This is a genomic window from Bradyrhizobium jicamae, from assembly GCF_018130695.1.
Taxonomy (GTDB): domain Bacteria; phylum Pseudomonadota; class Alphaproteobacteria; order Rhizobiales; family Xanthobacteraceae; genus Bradyrhizobium; species Bradyrhizobium jicamae_B.
Map to the genome: position 1 here is coordinate 13727 of NZ_JAFCJX010000029.1, position 25126 is coordinate 38852.

The 25126-nt window shown below is 65.1% G+C and carries 22 protein-coding genes; 12 read left to right on the forward strand and 10 right to left on the reverse strand.

The window, feature by feature from the left end:
* The first annotated feature begins 30 nt into the window (after window positions 1–30).
* On the forward strand, window positions 31–1305 hold the full coding sequence (locus JQ604_RS32400; protein ID WP_212364778.1) for an acyl-CoA dehydrogenase family protein: 1275 nt from the start codon (window positions 31–33) through the stop codon (window positions 1303–1305).
* A gap of 98 nt (window positions 1306–1403) precedes the next feature.
* Window positions 1404–1877, forward strand: coding sequence for a GFA family protein (locus tag JQ604_RS32405; RefSeq protein WP_212364779.1), 474 nt, complete (start codon window positions 1404–1406; stop codon window positions 1875–1877).
* Between the two features lie 136 nt (window positions 1878–2013).
* On the opposite strand, the gene JQ604_RS32410 is transcribed toward JQ604_RS32405, so the two are convergent.
* Window positions 2014–3594: a fatty acid--CoA ligase gene (locus JQ604_RS32410; RefSeq protein ID WP_212364780.1), complete on the reverse strand. Its 1581-nt coding sequence runs from the start codon at window positions 3592–3594 to the stop codon at window positions 2014–2016.
* A gap of 225 nt (window positions 3595–3819) precedes the next feature.
* The gene (locus tag JQ604_RS32415) at window positions 3820–4692 is read right to left on the reverse strand and encodes an SDR family oxidoreductase (RefSeq protein WP_212364781.1); all 873 of its coding nucleotides are present in this window, start codon (window positions 4690–4692) and stop codon (window positions 3820–3822) included.
* Window positions 4693–4789: 97 nt separating this feature from the next.
* Here JQ604_RS32415 and JQ604_RS32420 point away from each other — a divergent pair, with 97 nt between their 5' ends.
* From JQ604_RS32420 to ppc, 3 genes are all read left to right on the forward strand, one after another.
* A complete protein-coding gene (locus JQ604_RS32420) occupies window positions 4790–5602 on the forward strand; it encodes a crotonase/enoyl-CoA hydratase family protein (RefSeq protein ID WP_212364782.1) in 813 nt (270 codons plus the stop codon).
* Between the two features lie 137 nt (window positions 5603–5739).
* Window positions 5740–7287: an acyl-CoA synthetase gene (locus JQ604_RS32425; protein WP_212364783.1), complete on the forward strand. Its 1548-nt coding sequence runs from the start codon at window positions 5740–5742 to the stop codon at window positions 7285–7287.
* Between the two features lie 124 nt (window positions 7288–7411).
* Entirely contained in the window at window positions 7412–10204 is a 2793-nt protein-coding gene (ppc, locus tag JQ604_RS32430) for a phosphoenolpyruvate carboxylase (RefSeq protein ID WP_212364856.1), read from the forward strand.
* A gap of 72 nt (window positions 10205–10276) precedes the next feature.
* On the opposite strand, the gene JQ604_RS32435 is transcribed toward ppc, so the two are convergent.
* The 4 genes from JQ604_RS32435 to JQ604_RS32450 form a co-directional block, all read right to left on the reverse strand.
* A complete protein-coding gene (locus tag JQ604_RS32435; RefSeq protein ID WP_212364784.1) occupies window positions 10277–11389 on the reverse strand; it encodes an SMP-30/gluconolactonase/LRE family protein in 1113 nt (370 codons plus the stop codon).
* Window positions 11390–11527: 138 nt separating this feature from the next.
* A complete protein-coding gene (locus tag JQ604_RS32440) occupies window positions 11528–12442 on the reverse strand; it encodes an SDR family oxidoreductase (RefSeq protein WP_212364785.1) in 915 nt (304 codons plus the stop codon).
* 5 nt (window positions 12443–12447) lie between these two features.
* Window positions 12448–13587, reverse strand: a complete 1140-nt coding sequence (locus JQ604_RS32445; protein ID WP_212364786.1) for a thiolase C-terminal domain-containing protein — start codon at window positions 13585–13587, stop codon at window positions 12448–12450.
* Between the two features lie 4 nt (window positions 13588–13591).
* Window positions 13592–14005: a Zn-ribbon domain-containing OB-fold protein gene (locus tag JQ604_RS32450; RefSeq protein WP_212364787.1), complete on the reverse strand. Its 414-nt coding sequence runs from the start codon at window positions 14003–14005 to the stop codon at window positions 13592–13594.
* Between the two features lie 186 nt (window positions 14006–14191).
* Between JQ604_RS32450 and JQ604_RS32455 the strand changes: the two genes are divergently transcribed.
* From JQ604_RS32455 to JQ604_RS32470, 4 genes are read left to right on the forward strand one after another with little or no spacing between them, the layout of a single operon-like run.
* Complete coding sequence (locus JQ604_RS32455; RefSeq protein WP_212364788.1) at window positions 14192–15532, forward strand: acyclic terpene utilization AtuA family protein; 1341 nt, start codon at window positions 14192–14194, stop codon at window positions 15530–15532.
* A gap of 1 nt (window position 15533) precedes the next feature.
* Window positions 15534–15866, forward strand: coding sequence for an AtuA-related protein (locus JQ604_RS32460; protein WP_212364789.1), 333 nt, complete (start codon window positions 15534–15536; stop codon window positions 15864–15866).
* Window positions 15867–15876: 10 nt separating this feature from the next.
* Window positions 15877–17226, forward strand: a complete 1350-nt coding sequence (locus JQ604_RS32465; protein WP_212364790.1) for an amidase — start codon at window positions 15877–15879, stop codon at window positions 17224–17226.
* Entirely contained in the window at window positions 17219–17905 is a 687-nt protein-coding gene (locus JQ604_RS32470; RefSeq protein ID WP_212364791.1) for a DUF2848 domain-containing protein, read from the forward strand. The genes JQ604_RS32465 and JQ604_RS32470 overlap by 8 nt, the downstream gene beginning before the upstream one ends.
* 10 nt (window positions 17906–17915) lie before the next feature.
* On the opposite strand, the gene JQ604_RS32475 is transcribed toward JQ604_RS32470, so the two are convergent.
* Entirely contained in the window at window positions 17916–18674 is a 759-nt protein-coding gene (locus JQ604_RS32475; protein ID WP_212364792.1) for a transglycosylase domain-containing protein, read from the reverse strand.
* 139 nt (window positions 18675–18813) lie between these two features.
* Between JQ604_RS32475 and JQ604_RS32480 the strand changes: the two genes are divergently transcribed.
* From JQ604_RS32480 to JQ604_RS32490, 3 genes are read left to right on the forward strand one after another with little or no spacing between them, the layout of a single operon-like run.
* Window positions 18814–19560, forward strand: a complete 747-nt coding sequence (locus JQ604_RS32480) for a 2OG-Fe(II) oxygenase (protein WP_212364793.1) — start codon at window positions 18814–18816, stop codon at window positions 19558–19560.
* Window positions 19561–19572: 12 nt separating this feature from the next.
* Window positions 19573–20232: a DNA oxidative demethylase AlkB gene (gene alkB / locus JQ604_RS32485; protein ID WP_212364794.1), complete on the forward strand. Its 660-nt coding sequence runs from the start codon at window positions 19573–19575 to the stop codon at window positions 20230–20232.
* A 42-nt stretch (window positions 20233–20274) separates the two neighbouring features.
* On the forward strand, window positions 20275–21504 hold the full coding sequence (locus JQ604_RS32490; protein WP_212364795.1) for an MFS transporter: 1230 nt from the start codon (window positions 20275–20277) through the stop codon (window positions 21502–21504).
* Here the strand turns inward: JQ604_RS32490 and JQ604_RS32495 are convergent.
* Genes JQ604_RS32495 through hpaD form a run of 3 tightly spaced genes read right to left on the reverse strand, consistent with a single transcriptional unit; the run spans window position 21501 to window position 25023 of the window.
* Window positions 21501–23129, reverse strand: a complete 1629-nt coding sequence (locus tag JQ604_RS32495) for a thiamine pyrophosphate-dependent enzyme (RefSeq protein ID WP_212364796.1) — start codon at window positions 23127–23129, stop codon at window positions 21501–21503. The genes JQ604_RS32490 and JQ604_RS32495 overlap by 4 nt on opposite strands.
* Window positions 23130–23154: 25 nt before the next feature.
* A complete protein-coding gene (locus JQ604_RS32500; RefSeq protein ID WP_212364797.1) occupies window positions 23155–24027 on the reverse strand; it encodes a fumarylacetoacetate hydrolase family protein in 873 nt (290 codons plus the stop codon).
* Window positions 24028–24039: 12 nt separating this feature from the next.
* Window positions 24040–25023, reverse strand: a complete 984-nt coding sequence (hpaD, locus tag JQ604_RS32505) for a 3,4-dihydroxyphenylacetate 2,3-dioxygenase (protein ID WP_212364798.1) — start codon at window positions 25021–25023, stop codon at window positions 24040–24042.
* Between the last annotated feature and the right edge of the window lie 103 nt (window positions 25024–25126).

Consider the following 25126-nt stretch of genomic DNA (forward strand, 5'->3'; position numbering starts at 1 on the left):
AAATCAACGTTCTTTCGGGGAGAGACTGCCTTGGATTTCAATCTGCCGGCCGACCTAGTCGCCTATCTCGCCGAGCTCGACGCCTTCATCGCCCGCGAGATCAAGCCGCTCGAGGAGCGCGACGACAACATCCGCTTCTTCGACCATCGCCGCGAATGGGCGCGCACCGATTTCGAGAATGGCGGTCTGCCGCGGCACGAATGGGAGGCACTGCTGCGCAAGGCCAAGAATCTGGCCGACGCCGCCGGCCATCTCCGCTTCGCAATCCCGAAGCGCTATGGCGGTAAGGACGGCTCCAACCTCTGGATGGCTGTGATCCGCGAGCATTTTGCCGCGAAGGGACTCGGCCTGCACAACGATCTGCAGAACGAGCATTCGATCGTCGGCAATCTGCCGCTCGTCACCATGCTCGACCGCTACGGAACCGACGAGCAGAAGGCGATGATCGACGGGTCGATCACCGGCAAGTACCGCATCACCTTTGGCCTGACCGAGCCCGAGCACGGTTCGGACGCGACGCATATGGAGACCAAGGCCGCGCCGGCCACCCGCGACAACGTCAAGGGCTGGATCATCAACGGCGAGAAGATGTGGACCACCGGCATGCATGTCGCCACGCATTGCGCGCTGTTCGCGCGGACCAGCGGCAATGACGGCGATGCGCGCGGCATCACCTGCTTCCTGGTGCCGGCGAAGTCGCCGGGCGTGAAGGTCGAGCAGTATATGTGGACCTTCAACATGCCGACCGACCATCCGCGCGTGTCGTTCACGGATGTGTTCGTGCCTGACGATGCGCAGTTCGGCGAGGTCGGGCGGGGGCTATCGCTCGCGCAGTGCTTCGTCCATGAGAACCGCATCCGGCAAGCGGCGAGCTCGCTGGGCGCCGCGGTCTACTGCATCAATGAAAGCGTCAAATACGCGCGCGAGCGAAAGCCGTTCGGCAAGGCGCTGGCGGAGAACCAGGCGATCCAGTGGCCGCTGGTGGAACTTGCGACGCAAGCCGAGATGCTGCGACTCTTGATCCGCAAGACCGCCTGGGAGATGGACCAACTGACGCAGGCGCAGGTCGAGCATACGCTGTCCGACCGGGTGTCGATGTGTAATTATTGGGCGAACCGGCTGTGCTGCGAGGCCGCCGACCGCGCCATGCAGGTGCATGGCGGCATGGGCTATTCGCGCCACAAGCCGTTCGAGCACATCTACCGCCACCACCGCCGCTACCGCATTACCGAAGGCAGCGAGGAGATCCAGAAGCGCAAGGTGGCGGGATTCCTGTTCGGCTATATGGGGGCGGGGAAACACTAGCGGATGATCCGGACCCGAAGGGCCGCGTTAGCGCAAAGTGTGCAGCGGTTTTCCGATCAGATCATGCGCAAACAAAGAGTCTGACGATGGAGAGCGGCATGGAAGGCGGCTGTACCTGCGGGCATGTCCGCTATCGCCTGACCGGCAAGCCGATGATCGTCCATGCCTGCCACTGCAGCTGGTGCCAGCGCGAGACCGGCACCGTGCATGCGCTGAACGCGCTCTACGAGGCCGACCGCGTCGTGCACATCGCAGCCGAGCCGGAGATCGTGGACACGCCGTCCGCCAGCGGCCGCGGCCAGAAGATCGCGCGCTGCCCGGTCTGCAAGGTCGCCGTCTGGAGCAACTATCCCGGCGCCGGCCCCGCCGTGCGCTTCGTCCGCGTCGGCACCATGGACGATCCGCATCAATATCCGCCCGACGTGCACATCTTCACATCGAGCAAGCAGCCTTGGGTAACGTTGCCGCCGGGCGCGAAGGCGTATGCGGAGTTCTATGAACTCGACGAAGTCTGGTCCGACGACGCCAAGGAGCGCCGCCGGATCATGCGGGAGAAGGCGGGGAAGGCTTGAGCACTTCAATTCTCAACATCGTCATTGCCTGCAACAAACGCAAAGCGTTTGTGCAAGGGAGCGAAGCGACGAAGCAATCCATGTTTCAAGCTGAGAGATGGATTGCTTCGCTTCGCTCGCAATGACGGGGGAGGGCTTAATTCACCTGTCGATCTTTCCCCGCCCAATACGGATCACGCAAAGTCCGCCGCAAGATCTTGCCCGACGGATTGCGCGGCAGCGCGGGAATAAAGTCGACCGACTTCGGTGTCTTGAAGCCCGCGATGCGTTCGCGCGCGAAGTTGATGATGTCGGTCGCATCAGCGCTCTTGCCCGGCTTCATCACCACCACCGCCTTCACCGCCTCGCCCCATTTGTCGTCGGGGATGCCGATCACGGCGGCTTCGGCAACATCAGGATGATCACAGATCGCGCTCTCCACTTCGGCGGGATAGATGTTCTCGCCGCCGGAGATGATCATGTCCTTGATGCGATCGTGGATGTAGAGGTAGCCGTCCTTGTCCATGTAGCCGGCGTCGCCCGTGCGCAGCCAGCCGTCACTGTCGATCGTCCGCGCCGTCGCCTCCGGCAGATTCCAGTAGCCCGCCATGTTGGAGCCCGAGCGCGTCGCGATCTCGCCGACCTCGCCGGGCGGCAGTCGCTTGCCGTCGTGGTCGAGGATCGCAAGCTCGATGCCCGGCAGCGCCTTGCCGGCCGAGCGCATGCGGTCGAGGCCCTCGACGTGGTCCTCGGGCGGCAGCGCGACGATCGTGCCCGTCGTCTCGGTCATGCCGTACATTTGCACGAAGCCGCATTTGAAGACCTCGATGCACTCCTTCAGGAGCGCCGCCGGGATTGGGGAAGCGCCGTACAGCATGTATTTCAGGCGGGAGAAGTCGACCTGCCGGGCGCGCGGCTGCCGTACCACGAACTGCATCGCGGCTGGCACAATGAACAGCTTGGTGATGCCGGACTGCTCGAAGAAATCGAGCACCCTGGTCGGATCGAATTCGCGCGCGATCACGCCGCGGGCGCCGTGATAGAGGCCCATCACGCCCCAGCCGGAGCCGCCGATATGAAAGATCGGCATCGCCACCAGCGAGACGTCGTCGGTGGTCCAGCGGTTCCATTCCGGTTTCTCGGCCTCGTTGCCGGTCTGCACCAGGTTGAGGAAGTTGGCGTGCGACAGCATCGCGCCCTTGGGCTTGCCTGTGGTGCCGGACGTGTAGAGCTGGATCGCGATGTCCTTCGGTGCGATCGGCACGTTCGGATCGTCGCCGCTCTGCGCGTCGCGCCAGGCCACGAAGTCCGGCCATTCAGGCGCGCCGCCCTCGGTCGTGATGATCGTGCGCACGCTCGGCAGCTTGTCGCGGATATTTTTGGCCTGCGTAACGAACTCAGGCCCGACGAACAGCACCGGCGCCTTGCAGTCCTCGACGATGAAGGCGACCTCGGGTCCGGCCAGTCGCCAGTTCACCGGCGCCATCACCGCGCCGGCCTTCATCGCGCCCATCAGCAGCTCGAAATAGAAATCGCTGTTCTTGCCGAGATAGGCGATGCGCTCGCCATGCTTCACGCCCATCGCGATCAGCGCACGTGCGACCTTGTTGGTCTTGACGTCGAACTCGGCGAAGCTGGTGTGACGGCCCTCGAATTCATAGGCAATCGCATTGCCGCGATGTTTGGCGCGATCGCGCACCATGTCGGCAAGGTTGCTCAGCGGCGCTGCTGTGGACATGTCTCTCCCGTGGCGTTTTGTTTTTATGGCGCCGAGTGTGACGGGATCGGGCGGCAAAGACAATATGGGGAGGGAGCTATACGGTTTCGTGTCCCGGACGCGCTGCAGCGCTCTTGCGCTGCTGCGCAGAGCCGGGACCCAGCGGTGATGCGGCGAGATGGGCCCCGGCTCAGCAGCGCACCACGCCGCAAGCGCGGCGCGCTGCGCTGCGTCCGGGGCAAGAGGTCACCCCCGCGACGCGCGGTCCTTCTCGTTCTGCGCCTTGATGGAGTCGCGGGCCTTGGTCCAGTCCTCGTCGCTCCAGTCGCGCAGCTGATAGAAATTGCCGCCCATCGCCAGCGCCTGGGCGCCGTCCATCGCGATGGTCTCGCCGTTGATCCAGTCGCAGCCGCCGGAGATCAGGAACACCGCGAGGTTCTGCAGCTCCTCCATGGAGCCGACGCGGCCCATCGGGTTCATCGCTTTCGTGCGCGCGCCGGCCTCGTCACCGGGCTTGATCCGCTTGCTCATGCCCTCGGTCGGGATTTCGCCGGGCGCGATGGTATTGAGGCGGATGCCGTGACGGCCCCATTCGACCGCGAGCGACATCGTCATGGCATGGATCGCCGACTTGCTCATCGCCGACGGCACCACATAGGGCGAGCCGTTGCGCACCCAGGTCACGGTGATCGACACCACGTTGCCGCGATGGCCGCCCGCGATCCAGCGCCGGCCGACCGCATGCGTGACATAGAAGGTGCCGTGCATCACGATATTCGCCACGGCGTCAAAACCTCGCGCGGAAAGCTCCTCGGAGCGCGAGATGAAATTGCCGGCGGCGTTGTTGATCAGATCGGTCAGCGGGCCGTCGCTCCAGATCTGCTCGATCATCTCGTCGACGGCCATCGCGTTGCGGATGTCGACGCCATGGCTGACGACGCGGCCGCCGAACTCGTCCATCAATTCGGTCGCGGTCTCGTCGCAGACGATTTTCCGCCTGCCGCAAATATGCACCTCGGCGCCAAGCTGCAGGAAACGGGCGGCCATGGATTTGCCGAGGCCGGTGCCGCCTCCGGTCACGAGAATGCGTCGCCCTGCGAGAAGCTGATCGCTGAACATGGTTTCCATCCCGGGATTGAGTTAATTGGTCGATTGACTAAAACCGAATGAAGGCCTTTCTGTAAAGCGCCAACTCAAGGAATAAGCGGAGGACACCATGGAAGATCGCGTTTCGATATCGATTGCGGACGGGATCGCCGATGTCCGCCTGGTGCGGGCGGACAAGATGAACGCGCTCGACGCCGCGATGTTTTCGGCCCTGGTTGCCGCAACCGACCGTCTCGCCAAGGAAAAATCCGTGCGCGTAGTGGTGCTGTCGGGCGAGGGCAGGGCGTTCTGCGCCGGTCTCGATATGGGACGCTTCGCCGCCATGAAGGAGAAAGGCGGTAATGGAGTGCCGGGCGGCGAGAACCGTGATCTGACGGCGCGCACGCATGGTCAGGCGAACGCTGCGCAGCAGGCGGTGTGGGGCTGGCGCCAGCTTCCCGTACCCGTGATTGCCGCGGTTCATGGCGTTGCCTTCGGCGGCGGCTTCCAGCTCGCGCTCGGCGCCGACATGCGTTTCGTCGCGCCGGATACGCGGATGTCGATCATGGAGATCAAATGGGGCCTGGTGCCCGACATGGCGGGCACGCCGATCCTGGCGAGCCTGGTGCGTGACGACATCCTGCGCGAGCTCACCTACACCGGCCGCATTTTCTCGGCGCAGGAAGCCCAGAGCTACGGCCTCGCCACCCGGATCTGCGACGATCCGCGCGCAGCCGCGTTCGAGGTGGCGCGCGAAATCGCGGGCAAGAGCCCGGATGCGATCCGCGCCGCCAAGCGCATGCTGAACAATCTCTCCGTCGATCCCGGCCCGGCGCTGCTCGCGGAGTCCGTCGAGCAGCAGAAGCTGATCGGCAGCCCGAACCAGACCGAGGCCGTCCGCGCCAACATGGAGAAGCGCGCGCCGCGATTTGCAGAGGGATGAGCGAACTTCCGCCCTCATCCCGAGGAGCCGCGCAAGCGGCGTCTCAAGGGATGGGCCGCGGGCCTCATGGTTCGAGACGCGCGAAACCGCGCTCCTCACCATGAGGGATAAGGACCACCAATAACAAAGAAGAACAAATGAGCGAAACGTCCCAACTGTTCTGCGGCATCGTCAGCGGCGCGCGGCGGCGCGATCATGCCGCGGTCACGGAGCGTGCCGACCGCATCGCCGGCGGATTGCACAAGCTCGGCGTCAAGCCGGGCGACAGCGTCTGCATGCTGATGCGCAACGACATCGCCTTCATCGAGGCCGCCTATGCCGCGATGCGGTTGGGTGCTTATGGTGTGCCGGTCAACTGGCACTTCAAGCCGGAGGAGATCAACTACGTGCTGACCGACTCCGGCAGCCGCGTCCTGATCGGTCATGCCGACATGCTGCATCCGCTGCGTGATGCCATTCCGGCCGGTGTCACCGTGCTCAGCGTGCCGACGCCGCCGGAAATCCTTGCGAACTACAAGATCAATCCGGATCATCTGGCGACGCCGGACTTCGCGATCGATTTCGAAAGCTGGCTCGCGCAGCATCCGCGCTACGACGGCCCCGTGGTGCCGCAGCCGCAGAACATGATCTACACGTCGGGCACCACGGGCCATCCCAAGGGCGTCCGCCGCTCCGCGCCGACGCCGGCACAGACCGCCAATGCCGAGGCGATGCGCGCGATGATTTATGGCTTGAAGCCCGGCGCGCGCGCAATCCTGCCGGGACCGCTCTATCACTCCGCACCGAACTCCTTCGGCCTGCGTTCGGGCAAGCTCGGCGGCGTGCTGGTGCTGATGCCGCGCTTCGATGCCGAGGAGTTTCTGGCGCTGATCGAACGCGAGAAGATCGACACCATCTTCATGGTGCCGACCATGTTCATCCGCCTGATGAAGCTGCCGGAGGACGTTCGCAAGAAATACGACATGTCCTCGTTGCGCCACATCATCCACGCCGCGGCGCCATGCCCGGCCGACGTCAAGCGCGCGATGATCGACTGGTGGGGGCCGGTGATCTACGAATTCTATGGCTCGACCGAGTCCGGCGCGGTGACGTTTGCGACGTCGGAGGATGCGCTGAAGAAGCCCGGGACCGTCGGCAAGATCTCTCCCGGCGCCGAACTGCGCTTCATCGGCGATGACGGCCGCGAGGTGCCGCAGGGCGAGATCGGCGAAATCTATTCGCGGATCGCTGATAATCCTGATTTCACCTATCACAACAAGCCGGAGAAGCGCGCCGAGATCGACCGTCAGGGGTTCATCACGTCAGGCGACGTCGGCTACATCGATGCCGACGGCTACGTCTTCATCTGCGACCGCAAGCGCGACATGGTGATCTCCGGCGGCGTCAACATCTATCCGGCCGAGATTGAGGCGGTGCTGCACGCCATTTCCGGCGTGCATGACTGCGCGGTGTTCGGCATCCCCGACGCAGAGTTCGGCGAGGCGCTGATGGCGGTGGTCGAGCCGCAGCCCGGCGTCACCCTCGATCTGGCCGGCATCCGGGCCCAGCTGAAGGGCTCGCTGGCCGATTACAAGGTGCCCAAGCAGATCGAGATCCAGACCAATCTGCCGCGCGAGGATTCCGGCAAGATCTTCAAGCGCCGGCTGCGCGACCCCTATTGGGAGCGGGCGGGGCGGCGGATTTAGGCCTCGCTGGCGGGGCAAGTGTGCAGCGCTTCCAAGTTCATCTTGCGCTGCGGCAAAAAAATTGCACACTGCGGGAAATGCCGGGCAAAGCTTCTGGAGTAGCCAAGCCATGTCTTCCCAGATGTTGTCTCCCCAGACCATGCCGTCCGAGACCGAGGTCCGTGCCAGACGCGCCGAGGAGGCGCAAGCGCTGGAGGAGGACGCGCGGCTCCGCAATGACATCCGCCTGCTCGGCCGCATCCTCGGCGACACCGTCCGCGACCAGGAGGGGGCCGACGTGTTCGACCTGGTCGAACGCATCCGCCAGACCTCGGTCCGGTTCCACCGCGACGAGGACCGGCTGGCGCGGCAGGAGCTGGAAGCCATCCTCGACGGCATGTCGATCGCCGAGACGGTGCGGATCGTCCGCGCCTTCAGCTATTTCTCCCACCTCGCCAACATCGCCGAGGACCAGAACAACATCCGCCAGATGCGCAGCCGCGGTCCCGGCGGCGCGCCGCGCGCCTCGACGCTGGAGCAGACGCTGGGCCATGCCCGGCAGGCCGGCATCAGCCCGGCCGATCTGCGGACCTTCTTCAAGAGCGCCCAGGTCAGTCCCGTCCTGACCGCGCATCCGACCGAGGTCCGCCGCAAGAGCACGATGGACCGCGAGATGGAGATCGCAGCCCTGCTCGACCGCCGCGAGCGGGTGCAACTGACCGCCGACGAGGCCGAGGCCAGCGACGAGCAGCTCCGCCGCGCGGTGGTGACGCTGTGGCAGACCAACCTGTTGCGCCGGACCAAGCTCACCGTGCTCGACGAGGTCGCCAACGGCCTGTCGTTCTACGACTACACCTTCCTGCGCGAGGTGCCGCGGCTGCATTGCGCGCTGGAGGACCGTCTCAACAAGGAGGGCGGCGAGGCGGGCGCGCTCGCCTCCTTCCTGACCATGGGCAGCTGGATCGGCGGCGACCGTGACGGCAATCCGTTCGTCACCGCCGACGTGATGCGCGGCACCTTGCGGCTGCAGTCGAGCCGGGTGCTGAGCTACTATCTCGAAGAGCTGCATCTGCTCGGCGCTGAGCTGTCGCTCGCCGCCCACCTCGCTGACGTCTCCGAGGAATTGCGCACACTGGCCGAGCGTTCGCCCGACACCTCGCCCCATCGGAGCGGCGAGCCGTATCGTCTCGCGGTGTCGGGCATCTATGCGCGGCTAACCGCGACGGCCGCAAAGCTCAATGTCGAGACCACGCGGCCGCCGGTCGGCAAGGCCGAGCCCTATACGACCGTGAGCGAATTCAAGGCCGATCTCGACGTGCTCGATCGTTCGCTGATATCAAACAACTCCGGCGTGATCGCGCGCGGCCGGCTGCGGCACTTGCGCCGCGCGGTGGATTGCTTCGGTTTCCATCTGGCCCGGCTCGACATCCGCCAGAACTCCGCGGTGCACGAGCGCACCGTTGCCGAGCTGTTCGACGCCACCAATCCCGGCATGTCCTACATGGCGCTCTCTGAGGATGCGCGCGTCAACCTGCTGATGTCGGAGCTGCGCAGCGCCCGGCCGCTGTCCTCGCCCTTCATCAAATACACCGAGGAGACGCAGGGCGAGCTCGCGCTGTTCCGCGCCGCGGCTGAGGCCCACGCCAAGTTCGGGCCCGACGTGATCTGCCAATGCATCATCTCGATGTGCAAGGGCATGTCCGACATGCTCGAGGTCGCGGTGCTCCTGAAGGAGGTCGGGCTGATCAACCCGTCCGGCCGCAGCGCGGTCAACATCGTGCCGCTGTTCGAGACCATCGAGGATCTGCAGGCTTCCAGCGCCATCATGGACCGCATGCTGTCGCTGCACGACTATCGCAAGCTGGTCGACAGTCTCGGCAGCGTGCAGGAGGTGATGCTCGGCTATTCCGACAGCAACAAGGATGGTGGCTTCGTCACCTCGGGCTGGGAGCTCTACAAGGCCGAGATCGGCCTCGTCGAAGTGTTCGAGCGCCACCACGTGCGGCTGCGCCTGTTCCACGGCCGCGGCGGCTCGGTCGGCCGCGGCGGCGGGCCGAGCTATGATGCGATCATCGCGCAGCCCGGCGGCGCGGTGAACGGCCAGATCCGCATCACCGAGCAGGGCGAGATCATTTCGTCAAAATATTCCAACGCGGAGGTCGGCCGCAGCAATCTGGAGATCCTGGCGGCCGCGACGCTGGAGACCAGCCTGCTGCAGCCGCGGCAGAGCGCGCCCCGCCCGGAATATCTCAAGGCGATGGAGGAGATCTCCGCGCTCGCCTTCAAGGCCTACCGCGGGCTGGTCTACGAGACCGAGGGCTTTGCCGATTACTTCTGGGGCTCGACCGTCATCAACGAGATCGCGACCTTGAACATCGGCAGCCGTCCGGCTTCGCGCAAGAAGACCCGCGAGATCGAGGATCTGCGCGCGATCCCCTGGGTATTCTCCTGGGCGCAGTGCCGCCTGATGCTGCCGGGCTGGTACGGTTTTGGCGCGGCGGTCGAGACCTGGATATCAGAGCATCCGGAGCAGGGCATGCCGTTCCTGCAGGAACTCTACAAGGAGTGGCCGTTCTTCCGCACACTGCTGTCGAACATGGACATGGTGCTGGCCAAGAGCTCGATCGCGATCGCCTCGCGCTACGCGGATCTCGTGCCCGACGTGGACTTGCGCGAGAAGATTTTTGGCCGCATCCGCCGCGAATGGCACCTGTCGATCGAGACGCTGCTCGACATCATGGGCACTGATCGGTTGCTGCAAGGCAACCCGCTGCTGGAACGTTCGATCCGCAACCGCTTCCCCTATCTCGATCCGCTCAACCACGTGCAGGTCGAACTGCTCAAGGAGCACCGCGCGCAGAACCCGGACGAGCAGGTGCTGCGCGGGATCCAGATCACGATCAACGGCATTTCGGCGGGCTTGCGGAATAGCGGGTGATGATTGGTGAATAGCGAATGGCGAGTAGCGAATAGATCCTATTCGCCATTCGCCACTCACTACTCGCTGACTTCAACAATTGTGTGCGCCCTTGGTCTCCACATAGACCGCATACAGTGACTGGCTCGCGGTCATGAACAGGCGGTTGCGCTTCTTGCCGCCGAAGGTGAGGTTGGCGCAGGTCTCCGGCAGCAGGATCTGCCCGATCCGCGCGCCATCCTGCGCGAAGATCTGCACGCCGTCATAGCCTGGCCCGACCCAGCCGGCGCCGACCCAGATATTGCCGTCGACGTCGACACGCAGGCCGTCGGGGAAGCCCGACTTGCCGTTCAGGGTCATGTCGATCAGCGTGCGCGGGTTGGAGAGCTTGTCGCCGTTGAGGTCGTACTGCCAAACGATGTTCTTGGCGTTCGGATAGTGGGTAATGCCGGTGTCGCAGACATAGACCTTCTTGTAGTCGTGGCTGAAGGCGATGCCGTTCGGCTTGAACGGTTCGTCGGCGACCTTCGTCACCTGTCCTGACTGCGCATCGAGTCGGTAGACCGCTTCCTTCTGATACGGCTGCAGCGAACCGGTGTTGGCGAGCTGGCCCTCATAGATCGAGATCGCGCCGTAGCCGGGATCGGTGAACCAGATCGACTTGTCGTTGGGATGCACGACCATGTCGTTCGGCCCGTTCAACGGCTTGCCGCCGGCCTGCTCCGCCAACGTTTTGACGCTGCCATCGTGCTCGTAGCGCACCAGCCGGGTGCGCTCGGCGGTGATCTGTCGGCCTTCGAAATCGAAGGTCGAGCCGTTGGCCTCGTTCGACGGTTTGTGGAACTGCTCGGAGATGTGGCCGTCATCGTCGAGATAGCGCAACTGCCGGTTGGCGGGGATATCGCTCCACACGAGATATTGCCCCTGCGCGTTCCACGCGGGTCCTTCGGCCCAAAGGCAGCCGGTGTAGAGGCGCTTGATCGCGGTGTTGCCGACCTTGGCCTTGAAGCGCTTCTCGTCGAGCACGAGGATGTCGGGGTCGGGATAGCGCTGCGGTTCCGCATTCGGACCGAAGTCGCGCGCGGCCGCGTCCGATGCAGCCATCGCAGTTGCAGCAAGCGCGGTTGCGCCGCGCAAGAGAGTGCGACGGTCGAACGCCTTCGCGCCGTCGTTGGGATGGTTCCGATTGTTGTCTGGATTTGTCATGAGGTCCTCCCGATTTTCTTGTTATGGGGGAGGCGGTTCATGCGCCCGCATTCAGGCATAAAGCGGGCAAGTTCCGATGGAACAACTGAAGAGTGCGTCGTCCCGGAAATATTGCCGGGACGACTTTTCATGAAACTGTCAGATCGGATCCCAGGTGAAAACGTCCGCCGAGCGATCAAGGGGAGAGAACGATCCCTTCAGCGCCGGCATGCCGTGCTCGGCAATGGTCTGCGGCGTCCAGCCTTCGCCGCGGTGGACCGAGCGCACCGGGCGATGCTGGCCGAACAGGAAGATCTCGTTCATGCGCACACCGAAGATCTGGCCGGTGACGTCCTTGGCGGCATCGCTCAGCAGATAGCCGCAGACCGGCGCGATCTTCTCGGGACCCATTTGCTTGATCTTCTCGACGCGGGCTTTCTCGGCGTCGGTGCCGGTCGGGATGGTGCCGATCATGCGGGTCCAGGCGAACGGCGAGACGCAGTTGGAGCGCACGTTGAAGCGGCCCATGTCGAGCGCGATCGACTTCGACAGGCCGACGATGCCGAGCTTTGCCGCAGCATAATTGGCCTGGCCGTAATTGCCGATCAGCCCCGAGGTCGAGGTGAAGTGCACGAAGGAGCCCGACTCCTGCTCGCGGTAGATGCGCGCCGCAGCGTGGCTGACATAGAACGAGCCCATCAGATGCACCTTGATGACGGCCTCGAAGGCTTCCACGCTCATCTTGTGGAAGATCATGTCGCGCAAAATGCCTGCGTTGTTCACGACGCCGTCGAGCCGGCCGAAATGATCGGTCGCGGTCTTGACGATCTTGCTGGCGGGGATGGCTTCCGCCACCGACTCGAAATTCGCAACCGCTGTGCCGCCGCGCTTCTTGATCTCCTCGACGACCTCCTCGGCGGGGGTCGCGCTCGATCCGGCACCGTCGGCGGCACCACCGGGATCGTTGACCACGACTTTCGCACCCTCGGCTGCGCAGAGCAGCGCGATCTCGCGCCCAATGCCGCGGCCCGCGCCGGTGACGATGACGACTTTATCCTGCAGTGATTTTGCCATGTGGATTACCTTTCGTTCGTAAAGATGATCGTGCCTGACGCTGCGAACATGCCGCCGACGCCGTGACAGACCGAAATCTTCGCATTCGGCACCTGCGCCGGCGCGATGCCGCGCATCTGGCGCACGCTCTCCTGCAGCGCGTACATGCCGTACATGCCGGAGTGCATGTAGCTCAAGCCGCCGCCGTTGGTGTTGAGCGGCAGCTTGCCGCCCGGCCGCGTGTGACCGTCGGCGATGAACTTGCCGGTCTCCTCATAGGGCATGAAGCCGAGATCGCCGAGGCCGTAGAGCGGCAGATGCGCGAAGGCGTCGTAGATCATGAGATGGTCGACATCCCCGTGGGTGATGCCGGCCTCCTTGAACGCCAACGGCCCCGCCACCTTGAACGCGCGCGATGAGTCGAACGTCTTCATCTGGCTGACCATCGGCGTTTCCACGCTCTCACCGGTGCCGAGGATGTAGACCGGCTTGCGCGGAAAATCCCTGGCGCGGTCGGCCGAGGTCAGGATCAGCGCACCGCCGCCGTCGGTGACGAGGCAGCATTGCAGCAGGCGGAACGGATAGGCGATCATCCGCGAGTTCAGCACGTCAGCGACCGTGATCGGGTCCTTCATCGTGGCGCGTGGATTCTTCGCCGCCCATTCGCGCTGCATCACCGCGACCATCGCAAGCTGCTCATGCGTGATGCCGTGGGTCTTCATGAAGCGCAGCACGGGAATCGGGAACATGCTGGGCGGGCCGTAGACGCCGAACGGCGCCTCGAACTGGCCGTTGAGGCTGTCGGGCGCCGTGGAGCGCGGCAGCTTGCCGATCATCGACTTGCCGCTCTCGGCATGGGTGATCAGCACGGTCTTGCACAGACCCGCCTCGATCGCGGCCGCAGCGTGGCGGACATGCAGCATGAAGGAGCAACCGCCGACCGAGGTGCCGTCGACCCAGGTCGGCGTGATGCCGAGATAATGTGCCATCTGCTGCGGCGTCTCGACCGCGGTGGCAAAGCCGTCGATGTCAGACAGTTTCAATCCGGCATCGGCGATCGCATTCAGCGCCGCATCCGCATGCAGCTGGATCTGCGACATGTTCGGGATGACACCGAGCTCGGTGGTCTCTGCCGCGCCAACGACGGCAACCTGGTTCCTGCGCATGATCTTACCCCTTCGCCGGACGGAACAAGGGAAGGGTGATCTTGTCGTCGAGTTTCTCGAAGGCGACCTCGAGCTTCATGTCGAGTTCGAGCGCCTCCGGCGTCTGCGGGCAATCGATGATGTTGCTCATCATGCGCGGGCCTTCGTCGAGCTCGACCACGGCAATCGCGTAAGGCGGCGTGAAGCCGGGGGCGGCGGGGCGATGGTTGATGACGTAGCTGTAGAGCGTGGCCTTGCCGCTCGCCTTGAACACAGAGACCTTGCGCGAGGCGCAGGACGGGCAGAACGGACGCGGCGGGAAGTAGACATTGGCACAGGCATCGCAGCGCTGCAGGCGCAGTTCGCCCGCCTTCGTGCCGTCCCAGAAATGCTGGGTTTCCGGCGTCGGTTTCGGTTTGGCGCGCGCTGGCTCGGCCATGTCGGCAAGTCCTCCCAGAAATCTTTACGAACAGGTCTGTTTTGCAATCTTGATGCGACAATTGACCATTCCCCGTCAACGGTCCACCGGCGCCGCCGCATGGCGCCATGTGCGCGCGCGAGGGCGGCTTGTATGCCATCGATTTCCCGCGCTAGGGTATTTGCCACCACAGGGAATGTGAGCGACGTGCGAACCATCAGAATAGGATCCGGCGCCGGCTATTCGGGCGATCGCGTCGAGCCCGCGGTCGAGCTCGCCGAGAAGGGCGCGATCGACTATCTCGTGTTCGAATGCCTCGGCGAGCGCACGGTGGCGCTGGCGCAGCAGGCGCGGATGAAAAATCCGGACAGCGGCTATGATCCGCTGCTGGAGGAGCGCATGCGCGCGGTGCTGCCGCTCTGTGCCGCCAGGGGCATCAAGATCGTCACCAATATGGGCGCGGCCAATCCGGAAGCCGCGGCGCGCAAGACCGCCGAGATCGCCAAATCGCTCGGGGTCGCTTCGTTGAAGATCGCGGCCGTGGTCGGCGACGATGTGCTCGACGCCTGCAAGGCTGGCGATTTCCCCATCATGGAATTCGAAGGCAGTATCAAGCAGCTCGGTAACCGGTTGTTGTCGGCCAATGCCTATCTCGGCGCCGAGCCGATGGCGGAGGCGCTGAGCACCGGCGCCGATGTCGTGATCACCGGCCGCGCCTCGGACCCCGCGCTGTTCCTCGCCCCGATGATCCATGCCTTCGGCTGGAAGATGGATGACTGGAATCTGCTGGGGCAGGGAACCGTCGCCGGGCATCTCCTGGAATGCGCCGGCCAGATCACCGGCGGCTATTTCGCCGATCCCGGCTACAAGGATGTCGCCGATCTCGCACGGCTCGGCTTTCCAATCGGCGAGGTCGGTGAGGACGGCTCGCTGGTCGTGACCAAGGTTGCGGGCAGCGGCGGCGCGGTGACGGCGCAGACCTGCAAGGAGCAGTTGCTCTACGAGGTGCACGATCCGACAAAATACTTTCAGCCCGATGTGGTCGCGGATTTCTCCGCCGTGACGATCGAGGAGATCGGTCCCGATCGCGTGCGCGTCAGCGGCGGGCGTGGCACGAAGCGGACCGACACGCTGAAAGTCTCGGTCGGCTACGTCGATAGCTATATCGGCGAAGGCCAGATTTCCTATGCCGGCCCCGGTGCCCGCGCCCGCGGACAATTGGCGCTGGATATCGTCCGTGAACGCTTGAAGCTGACCGGCGTCGCTGCGAGCGAGCTGCGCTTCGAGCTCGTCGGTGTCAACTCGCTGCACGGCGCGGAGGTCTCAGCCCACGCTGCCGATCCCTATGAGGTGCGCGTGCGTGTCGCCGGCCGCACCGAGACGCTGCGCGAAGCTATCCGGATCGGCAACGAGGTCGAGACGCTCTACACCAACGGCCCGGCCGCGGGCGGCGGCGCCTGGAAATCGGCGCGCGACGTTGTGGCCGTCGCCTCCGTGCTTCTGCCGCGCGAGCTCGCCAAGCCGCACATCCGTTTCGTGGAGGCGTGAGGTGAAGCTGCGCGCCATCGCCCATTCCCGCACCGGCGACAAGGGCAACACGTCAAACATCTCCGTCATCGCCTATGATTCGAGGCACTATCCGCTGCTGCGCGCGCAAATCACCAGCGAGCGCGTGAAAGCGCATTTCGCCGGAATTGTCGAAGGCGACGTGGTTCGCTATGAGCTACCTGGCATCGCGGCGCTGAATTTCGTGATGACCGGGGCGCTCGGCGGCGGCGTGACGCGCTCGCTGGCGCTCGATGCACACGGCAAGTCGCTGAGCTCGGCGCTGCTCGATCTCGACATCGAGCTCACGCCGGACGACAAATCAATCAAGCCATGAAGTGAAGTCCATGCCTGATAATCCAACTCTCGCTGCTCTCGCCACCGATCTCGCCAGCGGCGCAACCTCTGCTCGCAAGCTGGTCGAGCAGTGCCTTGCCAAAATCGCAGATCCCGCGGGCGAGGGGCAGCGCACCTTCATCCATGTCGACAAGGATGCCGCGCTCGCGGCCGCCGATGCGATGGACAGGCTGCGCAAGGCAAACGCGGCGCCGTCGCCCTATGCCGGCATCCCCGTGTCGATCAAGGATCTCTTCGACATCAAGGGTCAGGTGTCGCGCGCCGGCTCGCGCGCGCTGGACGATTCTGCAGCCGCAGAGGCCGATGCGCCTGTCGTGGCGCGGCTGAAGCGCGCCGGCTTCATCGTGATCGGCCGCACCAACATGACCGAGTTCGCCTATTCCGGCATCGGCATCAATCCGCATTACGGCACGCCGAAGAGCGCCTGGAACCGCAGCGTCGGCCACGTGCCCGGCGGCTCGTCGTCCGGCGCTGCCGTGTCGATCGCCGATGGCATGGCCTTCGGTGCGCTCGGCACCGACACCGGCGGCTCCTGCCGGATTCCTGCCGCGTTCAACGGCATCGTCGGCTACAAGCCGACGCAGCGTCGCATCCCGCTCGACGGCGGCGTGCCGCTGTCGTTCACGCTCGACAGCTATGGCCCGCTCGCCAATTCGGTCGCGTGCTGCGCTGTGCTCGATGCGGTGCTCGCGGACGAGCCGATCAGGCCTCTGACGCCGCGCCCGGTGAAGGGCATGCGGCTCGCCGTGCCGACCACCATTGCGCTGGACGATCTCGACGATGCCGTCGCAAAAACCTTCGAGCGCGCGCTCACGGCACTGTCGCGCGCCGGTGCGGCGATCGAACGGATCGAGGTCCCTGAATTTCTCGACATCGGCGTGATGAACGCCAAGGGCGGCTTCGCGGCTGCCGAGAGTTACGCCTGGCATCGTTTCCTGCTCGCCAGCAAAGGCGACGTCTACGATCCCCGCGTCTCCGTCCGCATCCAGCGCGGCGAGCGCTTTTTGGCGGCCGATTACATCGATCTATTCAATGCGCGCCGCTCCTTCATCGCGCGCACCGAACAGCGCATCTCGCTCTTTGACGCGCTGGTGATGCCGACCACGGCCAACACGCCGCCGACGATCGCGTCGCTCGCCGACGACAAGGCGTTTGCCGTTGAGAACCTGCGCGCGCTGCGCAACCCGACGCTGATCAACGTGCTCGACGGCTGCGCGATCTCGCTGCCGGCGCATCGCGAGGGCGAAGTGCCCGTTGGCCTGATGCTGGCCGCTGCAGGCGGCTCGGACCGCCGCATCTTCGATCTGGCCGCCGGAATGGAGGACATCATCCGTGTTTGACCTCACCTTCACCGTCGACGATAAGGGGATGGCGACCCCGCTCACGCTCGAAATCAGAGAGGCCGTGATCGCCGGCTGGACCGGCCGCGATCCCGTCGCGCGCGACAAGCACATCGCCGAGCTGGAAGCGATCGGCATCGCGCGCCCGGCGTCGACGCCGATCTACTACCGCTGCTCGGCGCGGCGCATCACCTTTGCCGACGTGATCGAAGCCTGCGGCGAGGAGTCCAGCGGCGAGGTCGAGTTCGTGCTGATCGGCTGGCAGGGCCGTATCTTCGTCGGCTGCGGCTCCGATCACACCGACCGCAAGGTCGAAGCCTACAGCGTCACCGTCTCGAAACAGATGTGCGACAAGCCGATCGCCTCGGAGCTGTGGGAGCTCGAGGACGTCATCGACCATTGGGACCAGTTGATCCTGCGCTCCTGGGCCACCATCGGCGGCGAGCGCGTGCTCTACCAGGAAGGCACGCTCGATCACATGCTGCCGGTGAGGGAACTGATTGCGCGCGGCTTCGAGGGAAAAAGCCTGCCCGACGGCTGCGCCATGTTCGGCGGCACATTTGCGGCCAAGGGCGGCATCCGTCCGGCCGATCGCTTCGACTTCGAGCTGGAAGACCCCGTGCTGAAGCGCAAGATCAGCCACGGCTATGATGTGATCACGCTGCCAGTGAGGGGGTAAGGCGCCGCGATCATTGATTGACCGGCTTGGCTTGGTCGCCTGGTTCGTCTTTGAGCCGTAGCGGCCGACTCTTGGCCGGCGTCGCCTCCGCCTCGCTGATCAATCCGGCTGTCAGCATGCGATCGATGACGACGTCCCGGGGGCGTGTGTCGAACGTTCGGCTGCGAAAGGGCTGCCGCGCGCGTGCCGTGATGTACGCGACCTCGTCGATATCCAGCTCCGCCAGTCGCTTCCCGAAGTAGACCTCCGCCCCGGCCGCAACTCCGTAGGCCCCGCGGCCGAAATAGTTCTCATTGAGGTAGACCTCAAGGATTCTGTCGCGAGATAGGCTGCGGGTGACACGCTGCATGAATAGGAGAGAAGCGATAGGGTCGATCTGCCGGCGCCCCTCCGGAGAGAGAAACTGCAGGCAGTGTCCGACAGATTGCGTTATGCCGCCCGGTCGGGGTCTGCGGCCGGTGCCTATGGCGAGTACAATCTCAACCATCGGATTCAACGACCAGGCGTCGTAGAAGTCGGGTTGCTCGGAGGCGATCGCGGCGTTGCGAAGCAGGGGTGGAATCTCGGTTAGGGCAACATAGTTGCGCTTCGGATCGGCTGTGCACGCAGGGCCGGCCGGTGAAATCGCGGCGATCTGAGCTTCGGTCGGAAGTCCAATGCCATGCTCGTAGTGCCAGATCAGCCAGGCCGAAAAGGCAAGCAGGGCAACGCCTGCCAATGACACGACGGCCAGGACCGACTTGGCGGCAATGATGGCAAACTTTCGCATTAACGATCAGGTGACCTGCAGTCCGAGAGCAGGCTGAGGTCGGAACAAGTCGGAATTTGGTCCGTTTCCGCCAGAAATGGCAGCGACGCAACTCGGAAATCGGGTGGCGCCGGACGCGCTCCGGAGCAAGAATTCGCCCATGACAGCAACAGCCAAATCCGCCGCCCGCGCGGCAACCCCCGACACCGCTTCCCGCGTCGACGCGCTCGACTGGGACCACATCACCGCCGATCTCGATGCGCAGGGCTGCGCCGTCCTGAAAGGACTTCTCTCGCCCGCGGAATGCGACGTGCTTGCATCGCTCTATCCCGACGACAGCCGCTTCCGCAGCAAGGTCGTGATGGGCCGCCACGGTTTTGGCCGCGGCGAGTACAAGTACTTCTCCTATCCGCTGCCGGACCTGATCGCGGAGCTGCGGCCGGCGCTGTATGCACGGCTGACCGGCGTTGCCAATCGCTGGAATCAGGCGATGGGAATCGACATCCTCTATCCCGCCTCGCATGCCGCGTTCCTGAAGCGCTGCCACGACGCCGGGCAGATGCGCCCGACGCCCTTGCTCTTGCAGTATGGCGAGGGCGACTACAATTGCCTGCATCAGGATCTCTATGGCGAGCATGTGTTTCCGCTGCAGGTCGCGATCCTGCTGTCGCAGCCGGGGCGCGATTTTTCCGGCGGCGAGTTCGTGCTGACCGAGCAGCGGCCGCGCATGCAGTCGCGGCCGGAGGTGGTGCCGCTTGAGCAGGGCGATGCGGTGGCGTTTGCTGTGCATCACCGGCCCGTGCAGGGGACGCGCGGCGTCTATCGGGTTAATCTGCGCCATGGCGTCAGCCGGATCCGCTCTGGCCATCGCCACACCGTCGGTGTGATCTTTCATGACGCGAAGTGAGTGCGGACTGGCGTGACCTCTGATCTGTTCGAGACCGTCGGCGATATCGGCCCGTCGCGCGAGACGATGGCGGAGGGCGCGGTGCTGCTGCGCAGCTTTGCGCGGCCGTTCGAAGCGGAGCTGATCCCGGCGCTGCGCGCGATCGTCAAGCGGGCGCCATTCCGCCATCTGATCACGCCGGGCGGTCACCGGATGTCGGTGGCGATGACCAATTGCGGCCGCGTCGGCTGGGTGTCTGATCCGAGCGGCTATCGCTACGACGCCGTCGATCCCGAGTCCGGCCAACCCTGGCCGGAGATGCCGCCCGTGCTGCGCCAGCTTGCCGCCGATGCGGCGGCTGAAGCCGGCTTCAGCAACTTCGCGCCGGAGGCCTGCCTGATCAACCGCTACGTGCCTGGCGCCAAGCTGTCGCTGCACCAGGACAAGGACGAGCTGGATTTCGCAGCCCCCATTGTCTCGGTCTCGCTCGGGCTATCAGCGATCTTCCTGTTCGGTGGCTTGAAACGCAATGATCCGACCCGCCGCTATCGCCTCGCGCATGGCGATGTCGCGGTGTGGGGCGGGCCGTCGCGGCTGTTCTACCATGGTGTCGCGCCGCTGGCGGAGGGCGAGCACGGCCTGCTCGGCCGCCAGCGCATCAACCTGACGTTTCGCCGGGTGCTGATGGCTTGAGGCCACTCCCGCAATGGGCGCGACTGGTTTAAGCTCGCCGCCATGACCGCGACTGCGCTTAAGTCCGAGGCCAGCCCCGCCGCCAACCGCACCGGCGTCTATCTCGCCGTGCTGCAGCTCGTGTTCACGCTGGGCTGGACCACCTACGTGATCTATCTGCCAAAGCTGTGCGCAGAGGTCGGGATCGCGCCGGCGACGGTGATCCTGATTCTGATGCTGGATCAGGCCATCTTCACCATCACTGATACCGTGATGGGGATTGCCGCGGACAAGATTGCGCCCATCGTCGGCCGGCTCGGTATCTTCGTCGGCTGCCTCACCGCGATCTCCTGCGCTGCCTTCATCGCGCTGCCTTATGTCGCCGGCACGGGGCCGGGCGCGCAGGTCTGGTTCATCGTCCTGATCGTGGTCTGGGCGGTGACGTCGTCGGCATTGCGCGCGCCACCGCTGACGCTGCTGGCAAAACATCGCGCACGGCCGCAGGTGCCGTTCCTCGCCGCGCTGGCGATGCTAGGCTACGGCCTGGCCGGCGCGGCCGCGCCCTATCTCGGCGTCGTGCTGCGCGATCATGATGCACGGATTCCCTTCCTGCTGTCGGGCGTGGTGCTGCTGCTGACGACGCTGGCGCTCTCCAGCGTCGAGCGCGGATTGGTGCAGGAGGAGCCGCAGCCGAAGCAGCACGCACCGCCGAAAGCGCTCGGCGTCGTGCCGATGATCTTCATCGCCGCGATGGTGATCCTGTCGCTGGGGTACCAGCTGCATTTCAGCATCAACAGCGGGCCGTTCTATCTGCGCTTCGTCAAGCCTGACGGCCTGCAATGGCTGATGCCGGTGTTCTGGATCGGCTTCAACATCGCGATGTTTCCGGCGAGCCTGATCGTCAAGCATCGCGGCGGGCTGATCGTGATGGGCGCGGCGGGCCTGCTCGGCGCGATCGCCGTCGTCGCCGCGGAGATGGCCGGCAGCCTCAACATCCTGATCGCGGCGCAATTCCTGGCCGGCGCGGCCTGGGGCTGCATGCTGATGAGCGCGGTGTCGGCGGCGCTGGCAATCGGCGAGACCGGCGCCGAAGGCAAGGTTACCGGTCTCGTGTTCTCCGCGCTGGCGCTCGCCACCTTCGCGCGGATGGCCGCGGTTGCCGGCGGCCTGCAGAAGATGCCGGACTACGCGCCGCTGTTGCACTGGGCGCCAGTCGCCTGCTGGTCGGTCGCCGGCGCCGGGCTGCTGGTAATCGCGGCGAACCGGCTGCAGCGCGGCGTGAAGGTGGTCTAGTTGTTCTTCGCGGGATGGATGAACGCCCAGGGCGAGACTTCGGAATCCGTCGGCACTTCCACTGAGATCACGTAAGGGCCGCCGTCGGCCAGGGCCTTCTCCAGCGCGAGGCGGAAGTGATCGGGCGAGGTGACGCGCGCCGCGCCGGCGCCGAAGGATTCTGCGAGCTTGACGAAGTCCGGATTGACGAGATCGGACGCCACCACGCGGCCGTCGAAGCGTTCGCGCTGGTCGCGGCGGACGTTGCCGTAGGCATTGTTGTTGAACACCAGCGTCACCACGCCGATCCGGAACTGCACGGCGGTTGCGAGCTCCTGCACGCCGAACATGAATCCGCCGTCGCCGGTGATCGCGACCACCGGTGTGTTGGGGTTGGCGACCTTGGCGCCGAGCGCGGTCGGAAAGCCAGAGCCGAGCGTGCCCTGATAGCCCGAAGTGATGAAGGTTCGCGGCTCGTAGATCGGAAACCCGTACCAGGAGGCGAAGCCGACCTGCGACAGCTCGTCGGTGACGATCGCGTTCGCCGGCAGAATCTCGCGCAGGATCTTCAGGTAAGCCATCTGCGGCTGGATGCGCTGGATCTCGTGCTCGGCCGCCGCCGTCGCCTCGCGGATCGCAGCGCGTCGGCCGCTGGTTTTGGTGTAGCCGGCTTTGCGCACGGCGGCGGCGAGGTCGGCGGTGCCAGTCTTTGAGTCCGCGATCACGGCGGCATCGGCTGGCCAGCGGCGCATCTCGACGGGATCGATATCGATGCGCACGCATTTCAGGCCGTCGGGCCGATAGGGCCAGCGCGACATCGTCGGCAGCTCGAGCCGCGTGCCGATGCCGATCATCAGGTCCGTCTTCGGCCATAGCTTGTAGGCGGCCGCCATGGTCAGGCCGAGCTCATGCGCGTTGGAGACGATGCCGCGGCCGCTGCGGAACGCGACCACGGGCGCATCGATCATCTCGGCGAGCTCGAGAATCTCGTCGCGCGCCTCGATCGCGCCGCTACCGACGAAGATCATTGGCGCCTTGCTGGCCTTGATCAGGTCGGCGGCGGCCTTGATCCGATCAGGATCGGGCAGCGGCGACGGCAGCAGCTCGAACGGCTTTGCGGCGGCGACCTGCGCGCGCTGGGTGAAGATGTCCCAGGGCATCTCCAGCGAGACCGGGCCGCGGCGGCCCGACAGCATCTCCTGGAACGCGCGCGACACCATCGCGGGCGCGACATCAGGGTACTCGATCCGCTCCGCCCATTTCAGGAAGGTGCGCAGGGTGGCGAGCTGGTCCGGCATCTCGTGCAGATGGCCGCGGCCCCTGCCGAGAAATTGCGTCGGCACCTGGCCGGTCAGGCACAGCACCGGCTCGTTGCAGCCGAATGCAGTCAGCATCGCAGCGGAGGCGTTGAGTACGCCGGGGCCGGGCACCACGCTGAACACGCCGGGCTTGCCCGAGGAGCGGGCATAGCCGAACGCCATATAGCCGCAGGCCTGCTCGTGCCGCGCACCGATCACCTTGAGCTGCGCCTGGTGGAAGGCATCGAACAAGCCGTAGATCTGCGCGCCGGGCAGGCCGAACACGGTGTCGACGCCGTGCGCGACGAGGCCGTTGACGATCGCTTCGCCGCCGGATGTTGAGGTCATGGCACTGTCCACTCGGTTGAAGAGGTTAGTTGGCTTCGTCGACGACGCTGTTGCACAACACGCCGACGCCCTCGGCTTCCACCTCGATCACATCGCCCGGCTTGAGGTAGCGCGGCGGATCGAACCGCGCGCCGGCACCGGTCGGCGTGCCCGTGACGATGACGTCGCCCGGCACCAGCGTCGTGAAGGTCGAGATGTAGTTGATGAGGTAGCGGAAGCCAAAGATCAATCGCGAGGTGCGATCGTCCTGCCGCGTTTCGCCGTTGATGCGCGTGGTGAGGCGGATATCGGCGATCTGCGCCTCATCGGTGTAGGGCACGATCCAGGGCCCGATACTGCCGGTGGAATCGAAATTCTTGCCCTGCGTGACGTTGAATTTGGCGTGACGCACCCAGTCGCGGATGGTGCCCTCGTTGCACAGCGTGAGCGCGGCGATGTGATCGAGCGCGCTGCTTTCAGGAATGTGCCGGCCGGACTTGCCGATCACGAGCGTCAGCTCGCCTTCATAGTCCAGCTGCGGCGAAGCGCGCGGGCGCACCAGCGGCGTGTTGTGCCCGGTGAAGGAGCGCGGCACGCGCAGGAACATGCTCGGATATTTCGGGGCGTCGGAGCCGTCCTTGTATTCGGCATTGCGGTCGGGATAGTTGACGCCGATGCAGATGATCTTCTCCGGCGCCGGAATCGGCGGCTGGAAGGTGATCGCGTCGAGCCCGTGATCGGGCGACCGCTTCGCGGCGTCTTCGGCGAGTTTTGCGAGTGCGCCGGCCGCAATCGCCTCGCGCAGGGTCGGATAATCCCTGGCGAAGCGAGACGAGAGGTCGACGGCGCCGGCGTCGGTCACCGCGCCATAGCGCGTGGTGCCGTTCACGGAGTAGGTGGCGAGGCGAGGTGCTGACATGGCTGGCACGCTTTAATCCGCGACCAGCACGTTGGCGACGAAGCGCGGCTCGCGCACGGCCTGGCCTGCAAAGGGCGAGCCCTCCTCGAACCAGGAGCGCGGGGCGGGCGCGCCCCACAGGGTCTGGCGGCGCGGATCGCGTAGCGACCAGCGCAGCGGCTCGTGGTCGTGATCGCCGGTGAAGTAATCGCTGGTATAGAGTTCGATGCGGTGGCCATCGGGGTCGCGGATGTAGAGGAAGAACGCGTTCGAGATGCCATGGCGGCCCGGGCCGCGCTCGATATTGGCGACGAAGCCCTGCGAGGCCATCACGTCGCAGAGATGCACGATGTTCATCGCGGTCGGCACCCAATAGGCGATGTGATGCAGGCGCGGGCCGCGGCCGTTGGTGATCGCGAAGTCGTGGACATTGCCCTTGCGATGCATCCAGGCCGCCGCGATGCGGCCGTTCTCGCCGTCCTCCTCGGCATATTCGGTGAGGCGGAAGCCGAGCCGGGCGTAGAAGTCGACGGTGTCCTGCACCTCGGCGGCGAAGACGTTGAAATGGTCGAGCCGCTGCGGATGACAACCCTTGTAGAGATCGTAGCGACGCAACAGATGCGGGCGCTTCTCCATCGTCGCGTAGAGCTCGATCTGGTAGCCGAAGGGATCGGTGAACTGCAGCGTGCGGCCCTGGAACGGCTGGTCGACGAAGGCATAGGTGACGCCGTTCTCGGAGAAGAACGACGCGGCCTTGTCGAGATCGCCGTCGTTGCCGACCTTGAAGCCGAGCCGGTTGCAGGCGGCCTTCTCCGCCTTGCGCAGCACCACCGAGTGGTGCTGATGCTCCTCGCTGGCGCGGAGATACACGGCCTTGTCGTCGCGGTCCTCGACATGGAGGCCGACCGTGTTCTCGTAGAACGCGGCGCTCTTGTTCAGATCGGTGACATCGAGCACCGCATGGCTGCAGCGGATGATGTTGAAGGGCGGATCGAAGATGTGCTTCGGAACGGGCATGGACGTTTCCTCAAGGTTTGTTGACCCTCATGGTGAGCAGGCGCGTCAGCGCCGTCTCGAACCACGAGGCCCGGCCGGTGGCCTCGTCCTTCGAGACGCGGGC